Source organism: Candidatus Pantoea floridensis (genome assembly GCF_900215435.1).
Taxonomy (GTDB): domain Bacteria; phylum Pseudomonadota; class Gammaproteobacteria; order Enterobacterales; family Enterobacteriaceae; genus Pantoea; species Pantoea floridensis.
On the sequence record NZ_OCMY01000001.1, the window covers coordinates 4,329,550 to 4,351,875 of the forward strand.

The following is a 22,326-nucleotide window of genomic DNA, read 5'->3' on the forward strand; positions in this document are numbered from 1 at the left end:
CGGATGACAAAATTTATTGCTGGTCTTCGACGTAAATTCCGGCTGAGACTATCGCCCCACCGATTCGGCGCTGACCGTAAAGCAAAGGAACAGGATAGCCCTGTGAGGCGGTGTTAGTTGGAGAGCCGAAAGCATAAGAAGGCTGGTTATCTGAATCGTCTTTGTATGACAATCCCTGAGCCTGAGGCGACAGCATTTGCACGACACCGCCTAGCGTTACTGCAACCCCAGCCTGAAAGACGAAATTACTTCCGGCAATTGCTGATCCCCAGGGCGCGAAAACCGCAATCGCAATGAGTGCAACGCCTACAATCGTTTGTAATAGTCCGGCGCGTTTGCTGCCGATGATGACCGGCATAATTCGGATCACATCACCTGACACTGACTTTTTGAGATCATCGAAGCCGATGTTGCGTTTCCCGGTAAAAACAGAAAACGTCAGTCCTCGCTTTCGGCTCGAAATCATGAATTTTTCAAACCCTTTAATCGTTGCTGCAAGCGCTGGAGCTGCCTCCTGAGTTTTCGAAATCATTCGGTGATGGACCTTGCCGAATGTCTTACCCAATATCCCGCCCAGTTCGATCCGCGTCATCACCTCAGCCATTCTTGTTCCTCACTGCTGATCTTCGACATAGACGCCACCTGAAATCACAGCGCCACCTATTCGGCGCTGGCCATACAAAAGCGGAACGGGATAGCCCTGAGCGGCGGTATTCACGGCGGGACCAAAAGCATAGGAAGGCGCGTTGTCCGCATCGTCTTTGTGTGCGAGGCCTGGCGGCTGAGGGGAAAGCATCTGGATAACGCCGCCGATAACCATCGCCGCACCGAATTTCGCGATCCCGGCTCCGACTGCTGAGGCTGTACCTCCTGTGAAATAACTGATGGCCACACCGACAACGACCAGAACAGCGCCGATGATGGTTTGAAACAATCCGCTGCGTTTACTGCCAATCATCACAGGGACGATTTTGATCGTCTCGCCTGTAACCGGATAACTCAGCTCTTCAAATCCGACATTGGTTTTACCGCGAAAAAACTGAGAACGTGAGGCCGCGCTTTTTACTGGTGATCATGAACGACTCAAAGCCTTTCACAGTTGCCGCAAGTGCTCGACACGCCTCCTGAGTCCGGGTTATGGAACGATAGTGAACCTTGCCGAAGGTGCGACCGAGCACACCACCCAGCTCAATTCGGGTCATCACTTCAGCCATATTTCACCCATAAAAAAAACCCGCTTTCGCGGGTTTGCTGTGCTGTTCGGAATGCAAGAGAGATATGCGGCGGCGAACCGCCGCACAGATGCCCTTACCGGTTAAGTTCGTAGCTCAGACCTGCATCGACCTCTAAGATTTTCGTTTTGATCCGAAAATCACAAAGTCTGTCACGTTCAAGCAACACAAACGCAAGAACAGTAAGACAGATGATCACGGTTAGAACCGTGGGTTTGTTTAGCATTCTGAGCCTCCTAACGTTGCCTTTCGGCGTGTAAGGGGCTAATCTAGAGTTCTCACGCACTAGGATCGCCCCGGTTGAATTGAAAGATTCGCTGGGGCTTTCTTTTGCCTGCCGTTCACTCATGCTCCCGGCAAACATCCGAAAGCACAGCGCCATTATTCTAACATTCCGATAATTAAAAAACCCTTCATATTGAATACTTTAGTTATCAAAGTGTGCGAAAAACATTTTATGAACACTGGGTTTTGTCTCTCGAATCTTCGTTAAAGAAGATCCTTATATCTGACGATTTTCATCGTCCTTTCACGCCAGTAACCGCCGTAAGGCGTTCTGTTGCTAGGACGGCCATAAAGATGGTGAAGCATCATGTTTCCATCAAGCATCACGCCAGCATGATTCCATTTTTTCGATTGAATCTGCATCATGATTAGATCCCCTGCCTTCGGCTTGCCGGTAAACTCGCGGAATCCGCATTCATACCAGTTATCTCGATAGAGATTTTCAGGGTGATCGTCCTCCCACCACGGATAATCAACGCGGTAATCGTTTAGCTCTATGCCGTGGACCTGTTTGAAGTAGCTCATGACCAGCCCCCAGCAATCAGAATGCCCCAGCACAAACGGCCTTTCTATCAGGGGAAGCTCGCCCCTGGGATAGATCGTCTTTAAATCACCCTCCGGCCAGCTCACAATCACCCACGGAACCGCGCTGTCATCACACATCGCCCTGTCAAGATGACTGGGTTGAGTCGTGGCGTCAGGATGACTGTGAACGATAGCCGTGATAACCCCCAGGTCTTCGGCTTCGGCGAAATCCTTAGGATTGAGAATGAATTGTTCACGCGGATTTTCAGAGAGGTTTCGGCAAGGAAAGTAACATTCAGCGTCATTGTTCTGAACGACTACACCACAACATTCAGCGGGATAATCCCGTTTGGCATGGTCGAAGATTGCGTTTATGATCCCCTGGTCCATTAGACACCCATAAAAAAACCCGCTTTCGCGGGTTGTCAGGCTAGAAAAGCTTACTCATCAAATTTAACCTGAGCGATTCATTGTAATACTGTGCAAGAAATTTATCTTCTTTAAGAATGAAAATCCCCATCTGGTGCTCCAGCGTCTTGAATAAATAAAGCTCATAAGAATCAATAAAAAGCTTGAGTTCACACCTAAACTTTTCAAGCGCACGGAGATAAAGCTCCTTGCATTTTTCCTTCACAGGCAAATCTAATCGATGATTATGAGCCATGCCAAAACCATTCGCCATTAAAGAATAATTTCCGTGATAAGTCATATAATGGTAAAACTTATAAACGTTATTAAGGTAAAAGAAAGCATAATCAAACTTTTTTGAAAATGTGTCTCTGTCCCGCTCCATCAGACTTAGCAAAGAACGATCTGAAATTAAGTCAAGAACACCATCAAAATTAAACTGACCATCATGGGAAATCAGAAGCATCACGCACCTCAAAAACCCGCCTCAGCGGGTTTAACTGTGTTATTCGACAACGCGAATGAAATCGTGAACAACCGGATAAAAGTCATCAGGAAGCTCAATGAACGAAATATGACAAGAATCCTTAAATTCAACATAACTTGAGTTCGGGATTTCTTTCGCGATGAAACGTGATCCTGCTGGTGGCGTTAACCAGTCCTGAGAACCGGCGATAACCAGTGTAGGGACAGTGATTTTATGGAGTTCACGACGAACGTCATAAGTTTTATAAATATGGTTCACAAACCGATTTAGCATCGGAATCGAAATCCCGGTGAAGTTGCGAACCAGGGGCTGGAACATATCCATTTTATCTTTTGCCAGGAAATGTGGCCCCGCTTTATCAAAGCAAGCTTTCACCGTCTCTTCTGTGATAATGCCCTTTCCGTAAACCGTCAAGCACGCCTCAACGACATCAGGCGGCGCACGTTCAACGAGCGTTGGAGATGGGATGTTATCAATCACTTTATCAAACGAAGGCGAGGTGTTAACCAAAATCAGCGCCTTAAGTTTTTCCTGATGACGAAGCGCGAAGTGTTGAGCGACAAACCCACCAGCGCAATGGCCAACGAGATAAACTTTGTCGAGACCCAAATGATCGATGATTGCTGCGACATCATCAGCCAGGTTTTCAAAGGTGACAGTTGAGGCATCTACACCTAATGAACGTCCTGATGCAGGAAGATCGATGTAAATGACCTGGCCGAAAAAAGTCAGAATATCCAATCCGCGTCTCAGATAACCATGATCAAAACCTGATGCGCAATGAATCGCCACAAAAACAGGTTTCTTTGTCATTTCAGGCGTAGAGGCGTTCAAACCTTCTCCGATAACATCAAAGAAAATGCTTTTACCGTTAACATTTGCAAACATATGAACCTCATGAAGTTAATAAAAGCAGAGGTATAATCACTTCCTTATAGATAAAAAGACTCCCAACATGCACATTCTTTAGTTGTGACTTGCAATAAATGCCTTCACAATTGATTTGAACTTTTCAGGTTCCTCATTAAATAAATAATGCCCGGATTCTTTAAACTCAACGAAGGTTGAATCATATAATTTTTTTGACAGCATAAATGATCCGACCGATGGAGTGGCCCAGTCATAAACACCGCTCATGACTAATGAAGGTGTTTTTACAAGACTGATTTTCCCATGTGAATTAAAGAATGGAACCAGACGACGATAGTGATTCACGACATCGATTTTTGCCGTTACATAATTAAAGATTGATGCAAACATTTCGCCATTCTGAGGAGCCATAAAGAACGGTCCTACCTTGTTGAAATATTCTTTAAACTGTGACTCAGTCAGAGGAAGCGGGCTGTAATAGAAATTATGCGCTATATCAAGCAACTCGCCTTCGGTACGGTCTTTGAGGAAAGGCGTTGGATAGCCCTCCTCTTCTTTCCCAGGTAAAACCGTCATCCCCATAGAGCTTGAGACCAGAATTAAGCCTTTCACTGTTTCGGGGTGACGCATCGCGATTTTCTGAGCAATGAAACTGCCAGAATCATGGCCAAAAATAAACGCTGATTGAATGCCGACAAGTTTCATGAACTCATAAACGTCGTCAGCCATGCGTTCAAACTGAATTGAAGAAAGTTTCACGTCTGACGAGCGGCCCTGTCCACGCATATCAACATAAATAATCTGACAATCCTCACTGAGATCATCGAGACCTGGACGAAGATAAGCATGGTCAAAGCCATAACCGCCAGCCAACGCAATCACGATGGGTTTTGAGCTGAGTGGAGCCGCCTGTCCCTCAAGATCGGTCCCGACAACATCAAAGAACAATAATGTCTCGTCGCTGAGTTCCGCAAACATGATGACCTCTGTTCAGTAAGAAAGAAGATAATAAGAAAGGAACATGAATAAACTGATCAAAGTGAGCGATCATGTTCTTAACAGCGAGGTTCCTGGGAATCCTCCGAAAGAAAGCGGGTTATCCTGCCCGAACCTTAATTTGCATCCAGTTATTGAGCCTGAACAAACATCAAGACTTGGATCATCGACAGGATTATTAAACTTATCGAAATAGTTGGTCCCTGCGTAGTCACAACCATCGCCTGAACGATATTTACCGCGCATACACCAGGTGCAAACCGCATGAAGCTGTCTCGTAGGAATTTGCAGCCCCTGGAGATCCATCGGACTCGATAAAGCAAACTCAACCTGAACTTTGGTTTCACTTGATTTTTCATCGATGTAAAACACCCGAAGCTTTTCCTGTGTCGGATCGGCATTCAGGTTTCCATCTTCAAAATTTGCGGCGTCAAGGTATTGCGCCAGCGTGTCATGAATCGATACTTTCGCCTGAAGCATGTCCTGAAACTGCAAACACAAAGCTGTTATCGATCCGTTCAGGTTTGCCACGGTTAAGCGGGGATTGGGTGCGCTGCCGGTTGTTGATGTTTCCAGGCCTTCGATCTTACAAGGCCACGCGGAATACTCCTCACCCTGCCAAAAAATCGATTTTGCGGGTAACTGGGTTTCATCACCGTTAGCGGCGAGGATTTCAGCTTCAGTATGGGGGATGTTGTGAGAATGGAACCGTAACACCTCATCAACGCCAAACGCCGACCCGTCAACCTCATAGAGCCGGATTTCACTTCCGGGTTCAAGTTTTTGATAATCGCTGGTCAAACTCATGGGGCGAAAGCCTGTGTGAATGTTGCGGTCATTTCGAAGAGTCCTGCTCCGAGAGCGGTCGGGTTATATGAGGAGCATCGATATAACCCGAGTGATTCACCTGGTGGTTCCCAGGCAAAAGACTGATAGCCCTGACGGGCATCAAGAAAGGTTTTTATTTCATCAATGAATTCTTCAGTTCCAGTGAATGTCAGGTTCCAGTTTTGAGAACGATTGTTGATTCCATTTCCTGCAACTTGTGTGTAACCATCTCCAAACTGAATAGAACGAACATTAAAGGTCATATCGCCCGAGGCGTTGATTCGGGCGCACCAGGTAAAAGTTTCGATGGCCATGCTCTACCTTTTAGCGTTTACCTTTGACCACGCGCCCTATATCACCATCATCCCTGAGGTCTCGGGCGAGATTTCTTTTGTAGCGTTCATCGACAAAGCGACCGATTTCATTACCGAATTGACGCCAGTCAGCGCTATTAGTGGTGGATTGGGAGCCTGAATCTGATATGGAAATGTTGACCTGAACACCTCCGCTTGCACTTTGTGAGTTCGAGCTGAGTCCACTGGCTTTTACACCCAGCGATCCATCTGAGGCGCGTTGTAAGGGAATGATTGCCTCGGGTCCATCCTCTCCCATTAATCCCGCACCGCTCGCAAACCTGAACAATGTTGGCGTGCTGACAATAGAATTACTAAATGCACTGAGGCCCGCTCCATAGACGCCTCCTTTGGCGTTAGCTGTCGCGGTTCCACTAAAGAGGCTGGATAATCCTGAGCCGATAGAACCCAGTAACCCACTCGCACCACTGAAGAGATTTGAGGCGGCGGCCTGAACTGCGACTTTCTCAATCATCTGTAAAACTGAAACAGACCATTGCTTCCAGCTGACAGTGTTTCCCTCTAACGCCGAATTGACATTGTCCAGCGCTGAACTCATGGCTGAACTAATATCACTTTCAACTGCTGATGAAATATCGCCAGTGGAATCGACCCAGTTTTGAAAACCAGTTTGCGCACCATTCAGCCAATCTGACTGAAGGGCATCGATTTTCTTATAATAATCCTGCTGATCAGTGATTCTTGTTTGTAAAGCCTGCTGAAGCGCTGAGGTCTCACGATTATAAACATCATCATTAATATCGCCGCGCGTTCGTTGATTATCTAAATCCTGTTGTTGTTGTAGATAATCTTGACGAATATTGATGATGTCCTGTAAACGTTGCTTTTCCTGATCCCCTAATCCAAATCCACTCGTATTAATATTGTTTGAGGCGCGAGCGTTTTGATTTTGGTTCTGAAGATTAGTAATAAACTGCTGAACAGTTAGATTATCCTGATTGGCTTTCTTAACCGCATTAAGCCGATCAACCTCAGTAGCCAAATCCCGAAGACGATTTTTCTGAGATTCGTTGAGATTTTTAAGGTTGCCATTTTGTAAATTAAAATTCAGGGTCTGAAGTTGAGTGACCTGGGCTGATCGCTGCGCACTGGTGTTAATGGTCGCGATCATGCGCTGATATTGAAGTGTTGCGTTACTATATGCACTGGCCAACTGTTTAGCGGCCTGGCCAGCCTGGTTAGAATCCCCTTTATCAAGTTTTAAATTTTGCTGAACGGTAGCAGGCTGAGTAGGAAGCGCGATGTTACCTAGCTTGAGACTGTTAACCCCTGAATTTTGCTGAGCATTATAGGCGGCATACCCCCCCGCTTTAAATCTATCGCCTACTTGCGAAAGTAACGTTGTAAATTGCGCTGCTCTGGCGGCAATCGTACCAAAATCAGCAACCAATGACGCTACGCCACCAACGAGAGTAGTCAGCCCTTGCAGGACGGTAGGATCGGTGAAAACTGTTCTAAGCTGGTCTAGCCCACGTTGTAAAGGAGACAAATCGACCTGGGCGAGTCCTGCGGCGATTTGTGTCTTAAGTCCTTCTACCTGGCCTTCCAGATCACGAAAAAAGTTTGAAACCTTAACCAGCCCCTGAATCTGATCCTCGCTCGGTGCGATTCCATAATCTTTAGCCGCCTGCTTGAAGGTATTCAATTGCTTGTTATTGTTCTCAAGCAAAGGAAGTAGCCTGGAACCGTCATTCACCAGACTTTCAAGAATGTTAGTTTTACCAGCGGTAGAGAGGTTCGACTGATTCAACGCATTGCCGATTTCAGTCAGGATCTTGTCAGGTGACAATTTTTGAAGTTTGGTAGCCGATAACCCGAGAGTGTCGAGCGCCTGGGCTGCATCACCAGATTTATTCAGTACGGCATCACCGATTTTATCGTTGATGTCTTTGAAAATATCCGAAATCTGATCGCCGGCGATACCGGCTTGTTTTGCTGCATACTGCCACTGAAGGAGGTTTTGAGTAGAGACCCCGAGCGATTTGGCCCATCGATCAGTTTCTGCCACCTGGTCAGCAGTATTCTTGACGAGCGAAAGTGTAGCTGAACCGATCCCCGCTGCGGCGCTGCCTGCGGCAACTGCAACGCCTGCGAGCGCTGCCCCGACATCTAAAGCGGCGGCTTTCACGTTTTTGCGCCATTTGTCAGCCGACCTTTCAGCCTGGGTCATGCCAGAAACAAAGCCACCCACTTTCGCTATCAGGTCAATCGTTAACGTACCGAGCGATCTCGCTGCCATATTGACCCCGTAAAAACAACTCAGTGTTCGATTAGAATGAGGATGTGAATTAGTGCCATGTATTCATGGCCTCTTTGAGAGAAATCGGCTGATCAGATTCTTGTTCCGGTTCCGGCTCATCAAAATGTTGGGTGAAATCAGTAGGCGTGAAGGCGGGATGTTTCGGATCACGATTGGTGTTTGCGATCACACTGGAAATGACTCCACTCGCCCATTCAGTTCGCAACCCTGGATTTAGAGAGCCGTATTTGTTTCGGTAAAGCGTCCATTTTTTATATTCAATAATTGACAGCCGTTCTTTTGCCTCAGCAATGGTTTTGCCGCCAATACCGTTCAACACTAGCTCACACCAGAATTCGTCTTCTTCGGTGAGCTTGTAGCCTTCCCCAAATCATTCACTTCCTGAATCGCAAGCAAGAGCGAAATCGTCAATGCACCATCGAGAGGACCACGATCAGGATCAGCTTCTCCGGTTATGTCCTGAACAGTAAAAACCGGCTTACCTTCTTCATCGCAGATAGATGCGGCGATTCGTCCGGCAATACCATCAATTTTCCCACCAATCGCCATGATGTCAGATGTAGCAGTTTGATAACCCATAGGACGAATAAACACCGTTGCCTTAAACGTGTTCTCCCCCTGCTGCCACTCAATTTCGCGTTCAACAGGTCTTCCGGTAAACGCGCCTAAGGTTTTCAGGTTTTCTATGGTCAGCTTCATTTTTTACCTATAAAAAACCCGCCGAAGCGGGTTAGTTTTTATCTTTTATCATGATGAATACATGATTTTCACACCATCATTCAGATTGAATCTGAACTGTTGAGAACCATTCTGAAAATAATCGACTTCAATTATCGCTGATTTATGGCGTTTGACCTCTCTCATAAACCGCTGACCGTCAATGACCTCCATGATGTTATTTGCAGAACCGACAAGTGTAGAAACACGAAAACGTTCAACCTTTCCACCATCAAAACTGACAGAAGCATAACAACCGTCATATTCACACAGAAACTGACCGTCAGTTGTTGTTAAGAATACCCTGTTGATTGAAGAGCGAGGTTTATAGGCTTTCACATCTTTAATCGGCTTGCTGGTGGTTGCTATGTTCAACCAGGCGCCTTTGTTATAAGGAAAGCTGAATACATGCTTGTTCAAAGAACTGTTATTGCCGAATTCAGTAGTGGTCTGGCGAAGATCATCATGTTCAAAATGGTAATGCCAGTTCTTCTCATTGGTTTCGATTTTTCTTACCTGTTTGACAGGAAGCGTTGTCGAAAGATGAGAGAGCTTGTCAATAACCTCTTCTCTCTGAGACATAACAGGTTCATCCTGAGGAATAGGATTCGCTTGAACATACCACTGATAACCCACCACCAACGCCACAACAACCGCACAACCACCAATTTTTAAATTTTTCACGTTCACATTCCTTCACTTCAATGAAGGGAATGATACTTTGTAGATACATGGGAAAGTTATCAATCTGTGCTCATGACCCTGAATCAGCAACTTTAGGAACCCAAATTCCTGCTCCTGATCGCTGAATGGTTCCCGTTGACTGAACAACCGTGTTCGCCTGGAAATCAAAAGGGAAATCCGAGACATACCCCTTAAAAACGTACCATGTACGATCTGTTGGTAAAATTAAACCGTCAACAGCATCATCGGAATTCGAATCATCAACAGTGGGTTCAGTGTCACCATCACTCCAGCCGATAGCAAACACCAAATCGGATTGATCTGCTGTTTCTGCCAGATTACTCAGCATCAGGTGAGAAGCGTTGTTAGGATCAGCGTTTAACGTTAATGAAGCCTGGGCAGGCGTTCGAAGACCTTTTTTATAAGTTCGCGTGCTTTTCTCACTCAGACAAGTGTCCTCAATCTGATCAGCCGGAGAGGATCCTGGGTTAAACGCCGTAATACATTCGATTTCGCCCACGCTGACATTGTTGTAAACATATAACTGTGTACCTTGCGTTAACACCGACATAATTTCTCCAGACGAAAAAAAACCGCCTCAGGCGGTTGGTTTAAGAGGATTGACGGAGAACCATCCAGTCAACATCGAATGAATAGCGAAAACTTTTGGTTTCATCATCTAAGACCTGGTCTCCCCAGCGCGTAATATAACTGTGAGGTTCTATTGCATCCCGGATCGCTAAGGCAATATTGCGTGATTCACTTGAGGAGAGTGAGAAAATATCGATTTGGAGTGAGAATGTATCGACATCAGGCAATGTTCCTAAAAACATTTGTGGAGACCCGGCATAATTTTGAAACGTTGCGTAGGGATAGGTTGGTTTTTCAGGTTTATTGGCAAAATCATAAAATCTCAAAATCTTTGGTCCCAATAAACTCAAAACTTTCGGATCGTTGAATACAACCTCAAATATGGGCGCACCCATCATGACGGGTTACTCCTCTTTTGAGCGCGTTTGATTGCTCTGTCTAAGGATTTCTCATATTCTGTCGAAAACGTATGTAGAACATCATTGAGACTCGCCTCCATAGCAGGACGCATAATCGGCCTTGCCTGCATTTTCTCTGTCCCAAACTCAAGCAGACGCCAATGAGGAGTAGGCGCGTTCTCACTCAAATCAGGATGATTCTGAAGCACTGCTCCGTGTAAAACGCCGATCCTGAAAGCGATGTTCCCATTTTGCCGGAACTCACGTCCGTTCCATCTGAGAGCAATGTTATCTTCGATAGATCGACCTGTATGAGGGTCATCAAATCTGGCGGCGTTCTGCTTAGCACGATTAACAATGATCATCCCAGCTTTACGCAACGCGGCGCGACCGCCTCGACGACGAACATCATCGCTCACCTCAAAAAGCTTACCTAACAGAGAATCCACGCCGATTATTGAAAAATCCAGACCATCAGCCATTATTAACACCTTCTGTGCATGGAAGTGTCAAATAATCGAGACCAGACCAAAGATCGGGCAAAATTGCTGCAATGTTATAAATCTGACCACGGAACAGAATTCGCCAATCGCTGTTAACATCATCACGATAACGAATAGTAATGCGAACCCGAATCTCAGATTGAATCGCATTGGCAGCGATGAATTCTCGTCCTGAAAGTGGAGCTACCTCTGCCCAGACTGAAGCCTGAGTTTCCCAAATTTCAGTGATTTCACCTGTCACCGGATCCTGAACATCCTCATGCGACTGGAGATCAATCTTGTGTTTCAAAATTCCGGCCCGCATCACTCATCCTCGCGGCTTGCCGTTCAGATAAGTCTGAGTGGCATGTTCAACTTCTTCAGCGATTAACGAATCATAAATAACCGCAACAAGACTTTCGTTCGATTCAGCGAGTCGTGTGATTGCTTCTGTCTGCGCTTTTATCGCCTCGATCAGTTTTTCTTCCAAATGCTCTCTCATAGGCTAAACGGGCCATTTTCTTGATCCACGCTCGACGCGCAGCACAACCTGAACAGGCCATTACCGTTCCTCATATGATGGTGGGTTTTCGAAGTGAATAAATCAGGCTGGTGACAGTAAAGGGAAGATAACCCTGATGATATGTCGTTTCCTCTTCCCCATTTCGGACCCGATCTAAAATTCCCACGAGTAATAATGTTGCCATTTTAACCCGGTCAAGTTCATTAGTTCCCTCTATCACCTCTCCATCATCATCAACCAGGACATCGCGAGAACTCTGGATGTAATCAAGAATGCTGGCACTGGCTGAATAGATTTTTTGCTGAAGTTCATCATCACCCGCCGTTGTATCAATGCGAAGATGAGCCTTAGCCTCATCGAGTGTCACGAAAGCAATCATTCACGAGATCTCCCGTCACGGCCTCTTTTCACTGCAAGACGCCAGCCAGAAGAACCGATGTCGTTTGGCCGGTCGCTGGTTTCTTCAAAACAATGCCAGATGGAACCACCGAACGTTACACAGTCGCCAGGATAATATTTGGTGCCAGAATGATAAACATCCCGATAAATCATCACCGGAATATCAAAACCGCGTTCTTCAGTTTCACCGTTCGATTTCGATAGGGTAACTTTGAAATGACGATCATCAGAAACCGTTACGTCAATGTCTTTGAGACCATTCAAAACACATTCAAAACCGCTTAATCCCGCTGTGTTCTGATATGCTCGCCACAAGCCTCCGTTATGTATGGCATAGGTTCCGCGAGGATAGCTTTTATTCACATCAATTTGAGGGATGACCTCAATTTGAAGTCCGTCTTTCCCGTCCTGGCCATTTGAGGGTTCAGGAATATGAATCCCTGTCATCGCCTTTTCTACCGCCTGAGAAACCAATTCGTCAAAATCTGGAAGAGGTATCTTTTCAGGTTCTGGCAAGCGAATTTGTGAAACTGCCTCTGAGATTAACGCTTTGATGTCCGGCAAAGGTTCGGGTTCTTTCGGCTGCGGGATCTTAATTGCATCAATCGCCTTTCGAACCATTTCACCGATATCGGGCAAAGGCTCAGGTTCAGGCATCGGATATTCCGAAACCGCCCTTTCAAGTAACATGGCGATGTCCGGCAACGGTTCAGGTTCTTTCGGTTGTGGGATCTCAATCGACTCAACCGCCTCTTTCACCATTTGCTGAATATCAGGAAGAGGTTCTGGATCTTTTGGCTCAGGCAACTGAATTTCAGAGACCGCATCCTGAATCATTTTGTGAAAATCAGGAATTGCAACTGGTTCAGGTTTAGGTAACTCAATCTGAGCAACTTCAGAACGAACTAGTGCCTGGATGTCAGGCAATGGTTGAGGCTCAGGAAGCTCAAGATTTTTAATCGCCTCCTCCACCAGCTGCTTCACGTCAGGGATCGGAATCTCTATGCGCCCAATCGCCTCGCGAATTAACTGGCCAATGTCAGGCAACGGCTCGGGTTTGGGAAATTTGATGTTAGCAATTGCCGATTTAATGATTTCCCTGAAATCAGGCATAGGCTGAGGTTTCGGGATCTCAATCTTACTGACCATATCCTTCACCATTGCTTCAATATCAGGTAATGGCTCAGGCTGAGGAATATCGATTCCATTCACAGCCTCAAAAATCATTTTCTTAATATCCGGTAAGGGTTCCGGTTCAGGTAAAGTGATTTCAGAAACAGCTTTTTTCACTAATTCCGTTATATCAGGCAATGGCTCAGGTTCAGGGATCACAATCTGACTGACGGCATCAGCGATCATTTGTTTAATGTCGGGAAGTGGTTCAGGTTCGGGGATTGAGATTTCTGAAAACGCTTTTTTCACCATGCCATCAATATCAGGAAGCGGTTCAGGTGTGGGAAGAATCAGCCTGGCCACGACCTCATCAATGATTTCATTGATGTCTGGAGGAATGACAGGTTCAGGTTCAGGTAAATCAATGTCACCTACGGCTTTCCTGACCATTTCAGACAAATCATCAGCAGTGGGTAAAACTTTAACAGATTCGCTCACCTGTTCAAAAACTATGCTTTTAATATCAGGTAATGGTTCAGGTTGAGGTAAGACAATTTTACTCACTGCCTCTTTAACCATCAAATTAACATCAGGAATTTCAGGTTGTTCAATTTGAGCGTAGACATTAGCGGCAATTGCTGATTCGTCAATTTCGCTTTTTTCAAGTTCAGTGACGCGTTCTAACAATGGGACAAGTAATTTCTCAATTTTATCGAGTGAATCAGAAAATTTTTTACCCTCTTCCATTTGCTTATTAATCACTTCTTCCTGAATGTCAATAATATTTTCTTTTTCTGATAGTAGATTATCGAATTCCCCTTTTAATTCCTCGGTTGCCTCTTTCAAACGATTATCTATCGATTGCCGGATGATTTCCGCAAACCCTCGTTCTCGTTCTGTAATCATAGGAGCTTCCGTGAATAAATTTGGTTGCGTTGTTATCAGTTCGGTAAAGGCTCGGGCATCATCTGAAGAGGGAGGCTGATTAGGATCATTCCCTGGTGTTGGATTCGGATCGTCATCAGTCTGTGTAGTGGTGTCAGTTGAGGTCTCGCCGGTAGAAAATGGGTTATCCTGAGCATCACGTTTTGCGAGTGCTGCGAGAGAATAGTTTTGTTGTTGAAGATAAGGTGTGTCACCCCCTTCAACAGGTTGCATATTCTCCTTAATACGCGCCTCATTCGGTGCAAGAAAACCTGAGCCGATTCCGTCACCATAGGATTTATATCGTGCTGCTGTGTCCATCCTGAGGAGACGCGAATGATCGAACTCAACACAGGTTTGTTCATCAAGGTCGAACGTGTCAGCAATCAACCCTTCAATCGCTGTCATGTGGACCTGTAGACACTGCGAGTAATACGCCTGTTCAAGTGCTTCGATGTTGTTATATGAGGGGGTCTGACCTGTATCGATTTTATAAAGTGGAACTCGGAAGGTTGAGGCCACGAGCTGGTTTGAGAGATTGAGTTGTTCCACCAGCTGCGAATCAGTCGCAGTCTGAGAGATAACATTGAACGTTGCTCCATCAGCGAGTAACGCAGTTTTCCCGGCATTCTCACCTGTATAACCTGAGTTCCAGTTATCTTTGATTTCTTTGGCTTTGTCCTGGTCAACAGAGCCGGGAACGGTAATGATCCCTCCAGGCTTGCCACCATTTTTGAAAGTATGGGCTGAATTTCTCAGCATTGCCTCTCCACCAATCGCCGCAAGACCGGAGGCATAAACAGGTGAAAGGCCGCAAAGAGGATGAAAAAAGGTGTTGAATCGATCATGGATAAGCTCTCGGGCTGGGACATATAAGCTCCCAGGAAGACCGTTGAGTTCATCAGTCAAAATCGAATAGAAAATTTCTCCGTCATCAGAGATATATGGGATGACACGACGAGGATCCAGAACCCTGAGCTGCTGAACACGATCACCGGCATCACGCAGTTTCAAAATATAAGCGTTGCCATGCGCAAGTTTTGAAATCATCCAGAGTTCAAAGAACTGCATCGATGTTTGATAGAAATTCGGTTTAAGAAGCAAAGGAGATAATTGAGGATTATTCCCCCTAACCCAAATGCCGTTAGATTGACGGCGTTTTACCGTCATTGGCATTTTTGCTATATCAGCTGAAATTAATGAAATACAACTAAAAATAGCCGGGTAAGCCAAAACACTATCAAGGTGAATTTCAATATTTTGTTGCCAGGCTCCAGCATAGGGTTCAAGAATCCGACTCCATGCACCCGAATTAATTGAATGTAGGGCTTTCTTTTCTTCCTTTGCTTTTCTGCGAAGAAAATTAAACATCGATGGAACCCCTTCAGATCACATAACTTTCTTTGGTCTGCCTCGGGTTTTCTTTTCTACATTAAGCAGAATTTCGACAAGGCCAGCTAATTCAAGGACCATTGCATGATCGCTACGTATAAATTTCTTTTGTCCTGCATAACTATCATGCGTATTTTTTAAATATCTTACTGGGACCATGATAAAAAAGACGGGGCGAACCCCGTCTATCTCCTTAGCTGCCCGCTGTTACGCTGTAGTCAACGCCAGTGATGATTGAAACAGCCGCATCGCGGCGACGTTGCCAGTTGATCCAGCGTTCAGCACGAACAGCAACGCTGTTTGTCTGGAACATGCTTACCAGTTCAATCGGTGCCGGGGTGAGGGAATCGTGAGTTGGTGTGCTTTGCATTTCCAGAGACGCTTCAGTTGAAATGTCGATAGCAACACCACCATCATCAGCCAGATAGATGTTTGGCGCATCCACCAGGATCAGAGAGTCGTCGATATATTGACTCACCAGAACAGGAAGACCGTTGAACGTACCGCCGAACATGGTCATGTCAGGATATTCACGCTGACCGAGTGCGTTTTTACGCTGTGAAAGCGTCAGTGCGGTTGTGCTGGACATCAGCCAGACAGCGCCAGTCGGTGCCAGGTTCGCTTCAATGAACACTGACAGCGCAATGTTCGCATCCTGATCAGGAACACCGGTTGATGCAGATGACGCCGCGCCATTAGTCACTGAGGCCGGAGAAACACCATCAACAGCGGTTTTCGTCGGATCAATGAAGTCGGTGTCCAGACGTTCAACCACGGCATCGGCCAGAGACTGACGAACAAGGGAATCGGCTGATGGAGTTGAAAGACGAATGACTTCGTCAGTCAGAACCGCAATGGCTGCGACTTTGGTGAATCCCAGCGTGACTTGACTGAAGTCGAAGCTGGTCAGTGGCTTAGCTTTACCCTCACCTACCCAGTTCGCCGCGCCGCCTGAAGTCTGGCCTTTGATACGAACGTTGAACGGAATACGGGTAAAGCCGGGAATACCATTCGCACCGAAACGACCGATGATTGTTTGAGGACGAAGGAACTCGATGAAATCAGCCGTGTAATCCTGAACTGTTACCAGATTTCCGGCCCAGTTCGGATCAGTCGTTGACCCTGCACTGATCAGATCCTTCATAACACTCTGAAGCTTGATGTCGTCGGGATATTGATGTTTTGCCAGGAATGCTGCTTCTGATTTCATGCCTTTCGCGGCGGCGAGAAGTTTGGTCATTCGGGCAAAACCAATACCCGGTTCAAGTTTTTTTTCAACATGAATGATTGAAGGTGCCTGGACCGATTTCACCGTTGTCACCGTGTCGCCTCCTGCGGCCGGTTGAACGGGTTTTGCTGTTGAGGCTTTCTGAGATTCCAGCTCGCGAAGGCGTGAAAGGTGAGCATCGACACTTTTCACCTCAGAAGTGATTTCGTCGTACTTTTCAGTTTCCTCTTCATCCAGAGTACGGCCATCTTTAAAAGCCTTTTCCATTACCTCAGCGCGTTCAGCGTCCAGTGATGCACGTTTCATTTCGAAAGATTTAATTTGTTCGCCAATATTCATCTTATTTCCTTCATTCTTTCTGATTGACTTAGTTACAGGTGCTGAAACGCCAGCTTTTTTCTTGAGGTGAACAACTCGGGGATTGTTGTTGGGAGGAGAAACTGGGTTGCCAGACGCGGCGCGTAACTCCTGGTCGATACTTTTAACGGTTGAGATCGTTCCCTCAGCGTTTGCCGGTACGGTCACAACTGAAAGTTCGTACCACTCCCATGATGAAAATCGGATACCGCCATCATCAATAAAGGCGTATTCGATAGGTCTGAAACCGATAGAAAGCCCTTTCACCAATCCGAGCCGGATGGATTGCCAGGCTTCATCCAGACGCGCCGCGAGCTGACTGGGAGCATCAGCGCGAGCGAGCTGGGCTTTTATTTCAATTCCATCGTCCGTGACACGAGCGGATGTCACCTCCCCAATCGGGGATAGATGGTCGTGTTGCCAGAGCAAAGGGATCGGTAATTTGAACTGAGCGCCGTCAGGCATGACGACATCACCATAACGATCCGGGGTAGGCGTTGTTGCCACGCCTGTTATTTGCCTGGTGTTCTCATTGACTGCTTTAAGTTGCAACAAACTGACGGCGCGTTGATGTTCCATCGCCAGACTCCAGACACAAAAAAAGCCCGAAGACGGGCTTACTTTGTTCATTTTTTGAGAAATGGATTTGTTAAGGTGCGAGCTTATTTATTAAGAACACCATTAACTAACGAGTAAGAAATTGGATAAAACACAAAAAAAACAGAAGGTAAGCTATTCAGAGGATTCGTTTCAGAGGTGGAATGAATTTAAACAAATTTTACTCGCGATTGTCGTTCTTCTCGTTACATTCGCGACCCTTTGTCTCTTAAAAACCTAAGGAGTAATGATGTTTTCTAAATCATATGCTGTCGATCCTCAGCACATTGACTTTCAAGGGGTAATGGATGGCCTGTTTTATCCCTTTTATTTTGAATGGGCGCGTCATGCCTACTTCAGCGAAGAGTTCGGAATCAATCTTGATCAACTTTTTGAACTAGGTCATATGTATGTCGTTTTAGAATACAGGATGAAATTCAAGAAAAGTGTTCATCGAAATGAAACGGTCGTCATCACTTGTCATGTTGAAAAACATGAAAAACCGACTCGTGTCAATGTGGTTCAGAAAATGTTCGTCGATGGGGTCATTGCGGCTGAGGGAAATTTTGTTTGTACTTGCATGATCAAAGGTCGCCCAAGTATTCCCCAAGTCATCAAGAATTTGATTTAAAAATTTTGGGCGATCTGATCGCCCTCCCACTCTTTTCAAAGAACTTTAGAGAAAGATAATGATTAAAAAATTAGTTGAAAAGATTAAGACTTTTATTCTAAATGGCAGTAAGTATAAAGAAGTTGACGGCATTCGTTATTACATTATCGGAAGTCATAAAGCAAAAGTTGTTTATGATGAACATCTCGGGTTTTATGTTGGAGATTTTGTCGAAATGCGCGCAATGACTTCCTTTTATGCCTATTATGAACAGGATATTCACAGCGCAGGTAATGAAGCGCTCAGAAACTATTTATGTTATTGCGAGAAAAATGATCTTAATCCGATGAAGGAATAAATAAAGGAGCCGCAAGGCTCCTTATTATTTACTTCCAAAACCCGTGAGAATCATAACGATAGGGTTTAATAAAGGATGGTAAGTCACTTAATGTATATTCACAATCAAGATAGATAGAACAATTTATCATGGGCATGTAAATACTCCGCCCATGTTTTACGCCGATATTATTCAAAAGTTCGTCAGAATAAAACTCGCCACTCTTTCGCATGGAAATTAGATCAATGATTAAATCAGATTTTTTCATTTTTATGCCCTACATGTTTCAAAAAATTAATTTTCACAAATAGGAACGATAAAAAAATCATAATCTATGCGATTTTATATGAAAAAAGGCCGCTATTGCGGCCCTTTAACTCAATCCTTCCTTTTTTCCAACAATTTGATAACGTGGTTTAACCTGTCATTTTCATCTGACTTGATAGCCATAATCAATGCGACTATCCAGCCGATTAAGGTCCAGCCAAACACAAGGTTCGTCAGGATAATCGCCCAAATGTTTAACCGATAACGAATAATCCCTATGAATGTTGGTAAAAAATACAATACGATCAGAAATAAAATTGCCATTAAAATTCCTTAAACAAAAAACCTGGCGATTTAACTTACCATCAAGATAATATACAATGTATATACCTTGTGAGAATTTTGTTTCATCGAAATTTATGATCTTGTCATTCTGAATCTAAAAAAACGGATCCATTGAAGCTAATTAGCCTCAGGGAGGCTGTTATATGCCAAAAAATCAGGCCACTATCGTTCCTCATCGTTTCGAAATGATTACCTGGAGGATATTGAATGAGAAAGATAGCTATCATTGGGGCTGGTCAATCGGGGCTACAGCTCTCTATAGGATTATTGCATCATGGGTTTGAAATTACACTTTTCAGTGATAAAGACAGTAAAGATTTACTTTGCGGTAAAGTCATGTCTAGTCAATGCATGTTCAATACTGCTCTCACTATCGAACGTGAGTTAGGTCTTAATCAATGGGAAGGGAAAGCTCCGCCGTTAATCTCTAGTGAATTCCACATCATTCAACACGATAATCCATATAACGCCATTTCTTTCGATGCAGAACTCAAACAGCCTGCATGTTCAGTAGATCAGCGACTAAAAATTGCTTCCCTAATGAAAATGTTCATTAAAATGGGCGGGAGTTTTATCAAAAAACCAATTAATCTTTTCGATCTTGATTCTCTGACTCACGAGCATGATCTTGTCATCGTTGCGACTGGACGAGGCAATTTATCTTCAGCCTTCCAAATAAATAATAAAGAATCTTGCTTCTCAAAACCTCAACGTAAACTTGCCTTAACTTATGTTAACAACCCTGAAATCGAATCAAATTCAATTCGATTTACTTTGATTCCTGATGTTGGCGAATTCATTACCTTCCCAGCACTTACACTGACAGGTAATTGTGAAATTATGACATTTGAAGCTATTCCTGGCGGACCATTGGATTGCTTTGAAAATAATGTTACACCTGAAAAACATCTTAAAACTAGTTTAACAGCCTTAAAACGTTGGTTTCCTGATGAATATCATTACTTTCGAGAGGCAACATTAACTGATGCGAATGGATATTTTTCAGGTCAGATTACACCGATTGTACGTCATCCGATTCTAACTTTACCCTCAGGAAACTCAGTTTTAGGGATGGGCGATACAGTGGTATTAAATGATTCAATAACTGGGCAAGGTGCTAATTCTGCTGCTAAATGTGCTGATATTTATTTGCATGAAATACTAAAACATGAAGGCGATTTCAATCCTGATTGGATGGAAAAAACGTTTAGTTTATTCTGGAATTATGCCTCACATGTCGTCAACTGGACTAATTCAGTCTTGTCACCTGTAACTCCTAATCGGGAAAAAATCTTTAAAGAAGCAGAAAACAATCCTGAACTTGCAAGCAGGATTGTTAACGGTTTCGACAACCCCTCAGACTTTTATCCGTGGTGGTTTGAATAAGAATTCATAAATAAAAGACAGAGTAATCTTTCTTCGTCGGTCCGGGATTGAGCGCCATCAGTGAAACGGCATCAAATAGCGCCATGAGCGGATCGATTTTTCCAACACCACTCGCCTGTTTGGTTATCAGCGTTGCATTGCTTGAGGTGACAATTTTTGCATTACCCACACACCAATTCATTAACGGCTGATTCGCATGGATCAACGCTCCCTCAGCAAGCTTACGTTCAGTAGTTTTGATTGCGCCACCTAACCGCCAACCCTGACTGATACCGATGATTGAATCCTGAGGAATTCCGGCTTCAACCATCGCATCAAGCAGCATTCCAACTCCGGCCGGGTCCATACCGACCTTATCAAGAAGACCTGCTGTAAAAATCTCAAGAACGAGCTGACTGATTTCTATGAAATCGTCACCGACCTCTTCGATAATGGTGAAATCACCATTCACGACAAAATCGTTAAGACGGCTTTCCTCACTCTTACGGCGTTCTATTGCCTTGCGTGTTGCCCAACCATGAGACCATGACAACCATTGTCTTGTGTGTTTATCACGTCCAACAATGGAAAGCCCCAGTAAATCATCAAGACCGCCTCCATCAATACCAACACAGATGACCTCGGAACGAGAGAGGATTGAATTGAATGTGATTGACGGATCGGCTTGCTGTTCCCAATAATCAGCGCCTGGCCATCTGTCGTTTCTGAGATTCAACCCGATTTCAATATTCAGATGTTTCGCGAGAAATTGCTGATACGTTCCATCGGTTTTATTTTTGTATTTTTTGAATTCGCCTTCTAACCACTCCCGACTAACAGACCGACCGATATTCGGGTTAGTAATGTAGAAATTATCGGGATCCTCATAAGCTTTACTTTCGATCATTTTCTGAGGGAATTCATATAAAATACCGAGGGTTTTTTTATCCTCAATATTCCCATCCCTGACGTCTCGCCAGTAATCAAGCTTCTGTTTGAAAATCCCCGCTGGAGGTTCATCACTTTGAGTGGTCAGAAAAATGACCCAGCCTTCATTTCGCGAAACCTGACCGCCTAACGCTTCCATGAACATAGATTCAGCTTTGGCGCGTTTACCGAAAATCCATAATTCATCGACAAGAATTCGTCCAGATTTTTTACCTGAAACTGTATCTGTATCAGCCGCGACGACCTTTAGCGAATTCCGGTTGACACGATGCGTGATGGTTCGGGTGTGATCCTGAACATGAAAAATATCGGATAACTCTTCATCAGCCCTGATCATTGATGCAGCAGGTTTGAAACTGTTATCAGCAACCTCTTTCGTGGGTGCAAGAATCAGATGTTCTTCATCCTCGCGCCAACACAGGATAAGCGCTGTCAGCATGATTCCGGCTGCTATTGTCGATTTTGTGTTTTTTTTGCTAATCAGTAATCCATATTCACGGATCATCTGATTGCCAGTCTCGATGTCGTAACCACCGAAAATCGCCAGAACAAAATCAAAGACAAATTGATCACTACATTCGCCGAATGTGGGTTTCCCTGGCAGATCTGAGACTGTTAATCGCTTGAATATACTCAACCCGACGTTCGCAATCTCGGGGAAAATTGGTGGGGGTATGATCGATTGCCTGTTGATTAACCGAGATTCCCAATCTGGACAATCGGTCTTCCATGTAACCATTTTTAACCTTAGTAAAATAAAGCTCAGAATGAGAATCTTTTAGTC

26 protein-coding genes and 1 pseudogene are annotated in these 22,326 nt (G+C 44.8%); 4 read left to right on the forward strand and 23 right to left on the reverse strand.

Annotated elements, in window-relative coordinates; all coding sequences use genetic code 11:
* Positions 1-13: 13 nt before the first annotated feature.
* Positions 14-604, reverse strand: coding sequence for a tail assembly protein (locus tag CRO19_RS20210; RefSeq protein ID WP_097097454.1), 591 nt, complete (start codon positions 602-604; stop codon positions 14-16).
* Positions 605-613: 9 nt separating this feature from the next.
* A pseudogene (locus tag CRO19_RS20215) lies at positions 614-1,214 on the reverse strand (tail assembly protein).
* Here CRO19_RS20215 and CRO19_RS26150 point away from each other — a divergent pair.
* Positions 1,149-1,319, forward strand: a complete 171-nt coding sequence (locus CRO19_RS26150; protein ID WP_176519110.1) for a hypothetical protein — start codon at positions 1,149-1,151, stop codon at positions 1,317-1,319. The pseudogene CRO19_RS20215 and the gene CRO19_RS26150 overlap by 66 nt on opposite strands.
* On the opposite strand, the gene CRO19_RS26280 is transcribed toward CRO19_RS26150, so the two are convergent.
* From CRO19_RS26280 to CRO19_RS20305, 19 genes are all read right to left on the reverse strand, one after another.
* Positions 1,309-1,614, reverse strand: coding sequence for a Hok/Gef family protein (locus CRO19_RS26280; protein WP_097097455.1), 306 nt, complete (start codon positions 1,612-1,614; stop codon positions 1,309-1,311). The genes CRO19_RS26150 and CRO19_RS26280 overlap by 11 nt on opposite strands.
* Positions 1,615-1,721: 107 nt before the next feature.
* A complete protein-coding gene (locus tag CRO19_RS20225) occupies positions 1,722-2,432 on the reverse strand; it encodes a C40 family peptidase (RefSeq protein ID WP_097097456.1) in 711 nt (236 codons plus the stop codon).
* 40 nt (positions 2,433-2,472) lie between these two features.
* A complete protein-coding gene (locus tag CRO19_RS20230; protein ID WP_097097457.1) occupies positions 2,473-2,916 on the reverse strand; it encodes a hypothetical protein in 444 nt (147 codons plus the stop codon).
* A gap of 39 nt (positions 2,917-2,955) precedes the next feature.
* The gene (locus CRO19_RS20235; protein WP_097097458.1) at positions 2,956-3,825 is read right to left on the reverse strand and encodes an alpha/beta fold hydrolase; all 870 of its coding nucleotides are present in this window, start codon (positions 3,823-3,825) and stop codon (positions 2,956-2,958) included.
* 78 nt (positions 3,826-3,903) lie between these two features.
* Positions 3,904-4,785 (reverse strand): alpha/beta fold hydrolase, encoded by an 882-nt coding sequence (locus CRO19_RS20240; protein ID WP_097097459.1) that lies wholly within the window; start codon positions 4,783-4,785, stop codon positions 3,904-3,906.
* A 69-nt stretch (positions 4,786-4,854) separates the two neighbouring features.
* Entirely contained in the window at positions 4,855-5,610 is a 756-nt protein-coding gene (locus CRO19_RS20245; RefSeq protein WP_097097460.1) for a phage minor tail protein L, read from the reverse strand.
* On the reverse strand, positions 5,607-5,945 hold the full coding sequence (locus CRO19_RS20250) for a phage tail protein (protein ID WP_097097461.1): 339 nt from the start codon (positions 5,943-5,945) through the stop codon (positions 5,607-5,609). The genes CRO19_RS20245 and CRO19_RS20250 overlap by 4 nt, the downstream gene beginning before the upstream one ends.
* A 10-nt stretch (positions 5,946-5,955) precedes the next feature.
* Positions 5,956-8,244: a phage tail tape measure protein gene (locus CRO19_RS20255; RefSeq protein WP_097097462.1), complete on the reverse strand. Its 2,289-nt coding sequence runs from the start codon at positions 8,242-8,244 to the stop codon at positions 5,956-5,958.
* 49 nt (positions 8,245-8,293) lie between these two features.
* Complete coding sequence (locus CRO19_RS20260) at positions 8,294-8,584, reverse strand: phage tail assembly protein T (RefSeq protein WP_199226957.1); 291 nt, start codon at positions 8,582-8,584, stop codon at positions 8,294-8,296.
* Positions 8,584-8,964, reverse strand: coding sequence for a phage tail assembly chaperone family protein, TAC (locus CRO19_RS20265; protein WP_097097463.1), 381 nt, complete (start codon positions 8,962-8,964; stop codon positions 8,584-8,586). Before CRO19_RS20265 ends, CRO19_RS20260 begins: the two co-directional genes overlap by 1 nt.
* Before the next feature lie 48 nt (positions 8,965-9,012).
* Positions 9,013-9,666 (reverse strand): hypothetical protein, encoded by a 654-nt coding sequence (locus tag CRO19_RS20270; protein WP_097097464.1) that lies wholly within the window; start codon positions 9,664-9,666, stop codon positions 9,013-9,015.
* Between the two features lie 70 nt (positions 9,667-9,736).
* Positions 9,737-10,237, reverse strand: coding sequence for a phage tail tube protein (locus CRO19_RS20275; RefSeq protein WP_097097465.1), 501 nt, complete (start codon positions 10,235-10,237; stop codon positions 9,737-9,739).
* Between the two features lie 40 nt (positions 10,238-10,277).
* Positions 10,278-10,655, reverse strand: a complete 378-nt coding sequence (gene gp17, locus CRO19_RS20280; protein WP_320204501.1) for a tail completion protein gp17 — start codon at positions 10,653-10,655, stop codon at positions 10,278-10,280.
* On the reverse strand, positions 10,652-11,137 hold the full coding sequence (locus CRO19_RS20285) for an HK97-gp10 family putative phage morphogenesis protein (RefSeq protein WP_097097466.1): 486 nt from the start codon (positions 11,135-11,137) through the stop codon (positions 10,652-10,654). The genes gp17 and CRO19_RS20285 overlap by 4 nt, the downstream gene beginning before the upstream one ends.
* Positions 11,130-11,462 (reverse strand): phage head closure protein, encoded by a 333-nt coding sequence (locus CRO19_RS20290; RefSeq protein WP_097097467.1) that lies wholly within the window; start codon positions 11,460-11,462, stop codon positions 11,130-11,132. Before CRO19_RS20290 ends, CRO19_RS20285 begins: the two co-directional genes overlap by 8 nt.
* A gap of 3 nt (positions 11,463-11,465) precedes the next feature.
* A complete protein-coding gene (locus CRO19_RS26160; protein WP_176519111.1) occupies positions 11,466-11,627 on the reverse strand; it encodes a hypothetical protein in 162 nt (53 codons plus the stop codon).
* Between the two features lie 82 nt (positions 11,628-11,709).
* A complete protein-coding gene (locus tag CRO19_RS20295; RefSeq protein WP_097097468.1) occupies positions 11,710-12,039 on the reverse strand; it encodes a head-tail connector protein in 330 nt (109 codons plus the stop codon).
* On the reverse strand, positions 12,036-15,467 hold the full coding sequence (locus tag CRO19_RS20300; RefSeq protein ID WP_097097469.1) for a phage portal protein: 3,432 nt from the start codon (positions 15,465-15,467) through the stop codon (positions 12,036-12,038). Before CRO19_RS20300 ends, CRO19_RS20295 begins: the two co-directional genes overlap by 4 nt.
* Before the next feature lie 214 nt (positions 15,468-15,681).
* A complete protein-coding gene (locus CRO19_RS20305) occupies positions 15,682-17,652 on the reverse strand; it encodes a phage major capsid protein (protein WP_097097470.1) in 1,971 nt (656 codons plus the stop codon).
* A gap of 268 nt (positions 17,653-17,920) precedes the next feature.
* On the opposite strand from CRO19_RS20305, the gene CRO19_RS20310 reads away from it, so the two are divergent.
* Both CRO19_RS20310 and CRO19_RS20315 read left to right on the forward strand, forming a co-directional pair.
* A complete protein-coding gene (locus CRO19_RS20310; RefSeq protein WP_097097471.1) occupies positions 17,921-18,301 on the forward strand; it encodes an acyl-CoA thioesterase in 381 nt (126 codons plus the stop codon).
* Between the two features lie 58 nt (positions 18,302-18,359).
* Positions 18,360-18,638 carry a hypothetical protein gene (locus CRO19_RS20315; RefSeq protein ID WP_097097472.1) on the forward strand — a complete coding sequence of 93 codons (279 nt, stop codon included), beginning with the start codon at positions 18,360-18,362 and terminating at the stop codon, positions 18,636-18,638.
* Between the two features lie 357 nt (positions 18,639-18,995).
* Here CRO19_RS20315 and CRO19_RS20320 read toward each other — a convergent pair whose 3' ends face one another.
* Positions 18,996-19,208, reverse strand: a complete 213-nt coding sequence (locus CRO19_RS20320) for a superinfection immunity protein (protein WP_097097473.1) — start codon at positions 19,206-19,208, stop codon at positions 18,996-18,998.
* Positions 19,209-19,436: 228 nt separating this feature from the next.
* On the opposite strand from CRO19_RS20320, the gene CRO19_RS20325 reads away from it, so the two are divergent.
* Positions 19,437-20,615, forward strand: coding sequence for a styrene monooxygenase/indole monooxygenase family protein (locus tag CRO19_RS20325; RefSeq protein WP_097097474.1), 1,179 nt, complete (start codon positions 19,437-19,439; stop codon positions 20,613-20,615).
* A gap of 4 nt (positions 20,616-20,619) precedes the next feature.
* On the opposite strand, the gene CRO19_RS20330 is transcribed toward CRO19_RS20325, so the two are convergent.
* A complete protein-coding gene (locus CRO19_RS20330; protein ID WP_097097475.1) occupies positions 20,620-22,281 on the reverse strand; it encodes a terminase large subunit in 1,662 nt (553 codons plus the stop codon).
* Between the last annotated feature and the right edge of the window lie 45 nt (positions 22,282-22,326).

Bases quoted from the DNA above. Each gene is read 5' to 3' on its own strand.
- CRO19_RS20210 (WP_097097454.1), bottom strand. From the start codon at position 604: ATGGCTGAGGTGATGACGCGGATCGAACTGGGCGGGATATTGGGTAAG.
- CRO19_RS26280 (WP_097097455.1), bottom strand. From the start codon at position 1,614: ATGGCGCTGTGCTTTCGGATGTTTGCCGGGAGCATGAGTGAACGGCAG.
- CRO19_RS20225 (WP_097097456.1), bottom strand. From the start codon at position 2,432: ATGGACCAGGGGATCATAAACGCAATCTTCGACCATGCCAAACGGGAT.
- CRO19_RS20230 (WP_097097457.1), bottom strand. From the start codon at position 2,916: ATGCTTCTGATTTCCCATGATGGTCAGTTTAATTTTGATGGTGTTCTT.
- CRO19_RS20235 (WP_097097458.1), bottom strand. From the start codon at position 3,825: ATGTTTGCAAATGTTAACGGTAAAAGCATTTTCTTTGATGTTATCGGA.
- CRO19_RS20240 (WP_097097459.1), bottom strand. From the start codon at position 4,785: ATGTTTGCGGAACTCAGCGACGAGACATTATTGTTCTTTGATGTTGTC.
- CRO19_RS20245 (WP_097097460.1), bottom strand. From the start codon at position 5,610: ATGAGTTTGACCAGCGATTATCAAAAACTTGAACCCGGAAGTGAAATC.
- CRO19_RS20250 (WP_097097461.1), bottom strand. From the start codon at position 5,945: ATGGCCATCGAAACTTTTACCTGGTGCGCCCGAATCAACGCCTCGGGC.
- CRO19_RS20255 (WP_097097462.1), bottom strand. From the start codon at position 8,244: ATGGCAGCGAGATCGCTCGGTACGTTAACGATTGACCTGATAGCGAAA.
- CRO19_RS20265 (WP_097097463.1), bottom strand. From the start codon at position 8,964: ATGAAGCTGACCATAGAAAACCTGAAAACCTTAGGCGCGTTTACCGGA.
- CRO19_RS20275 (WP_097097465.1), bottom strand. From the start codon at position 10,237: ATGTCGGTGTTAACGCAAGGTACACAGTTATATGTTTACAACAATGTC.
- gp17 (WP_320204501.1), bottom strand. From the start codon at position 10,655: ATGATGGGTGCGCCCATATTTGAGGTTGTATTCAACGATCCGAAAGTT.
- CRO19_RS20285 (WP_097097466.1), bottom strand. From the start codon at position 11,137: ATGGCTGATGGTCTGGATTTTTCAATAATCGGCGTGGATTCTCTGTTA.
- CRO19_RS20290 (WP_097097467.1), bottom strand. From the start codon at position 11,462: ATGCGGGCCGGAATTTTGAAACACAAGATTGATCTCCAGTCGCATGAG.
- CRO19_RS20295 (WP_097097468.1), bottom strand. From the start codon at position 12,039: ATGATTGCTTTCGTGACACTCGATGAGGCTAAGGCTCATCTTCGCATT.
- CRO19_RS20300 (WP_097097469.1), bottom strand. From the start codon at position 15,467: ATGTTTAATTTTCTTCGCAGAAAAGCAAAGGAAGAAAAGAAAGCCCTA.
- CRO19_RS20305 (WP_097097470.1), bottom strand. From the start codon at position 17,652: ATGGAACATCAACGCGCCGTCAGTTTGTTGCAACTTAAAGCAGTCAAT.
- CRO19_RS20310 (WP_097097471.1), top strand. From the start codon at position 17,921: ATGTTTTCTAAATCATATGCTGTCGATCCTCAGCACATTGACTTTCAA.
- CRO19_RS20315 (WP_097097472.1), top strand. From the start codon at position 18,360: ATGATTAAAAAATTAGTTGAAAAGATTAAGACTTTTATTCTAAATGGC.
- CRO19_RS20320 (WP_097097473.1), bottom strand. From the start codon at position 19,208: ATGGCAATTTTATTTCTGATCGTATTGTATTTTTTACCAACATTCATA.
- CRO19_RS20325 (WP_097097474.1), top strand. From the start codon at position 19,437: ATGAGAAAGATAGCTATCATTGGGGCTGGTCAATCGGGGCTACAGCTC.
- CRO19_RS20330 (WP_097097475.1), bottom strand. From the start codon at position 22,281: ATGGTTACATGGAAGACCGATTGTCCAGATTGGGAATCTCGGTTAATC.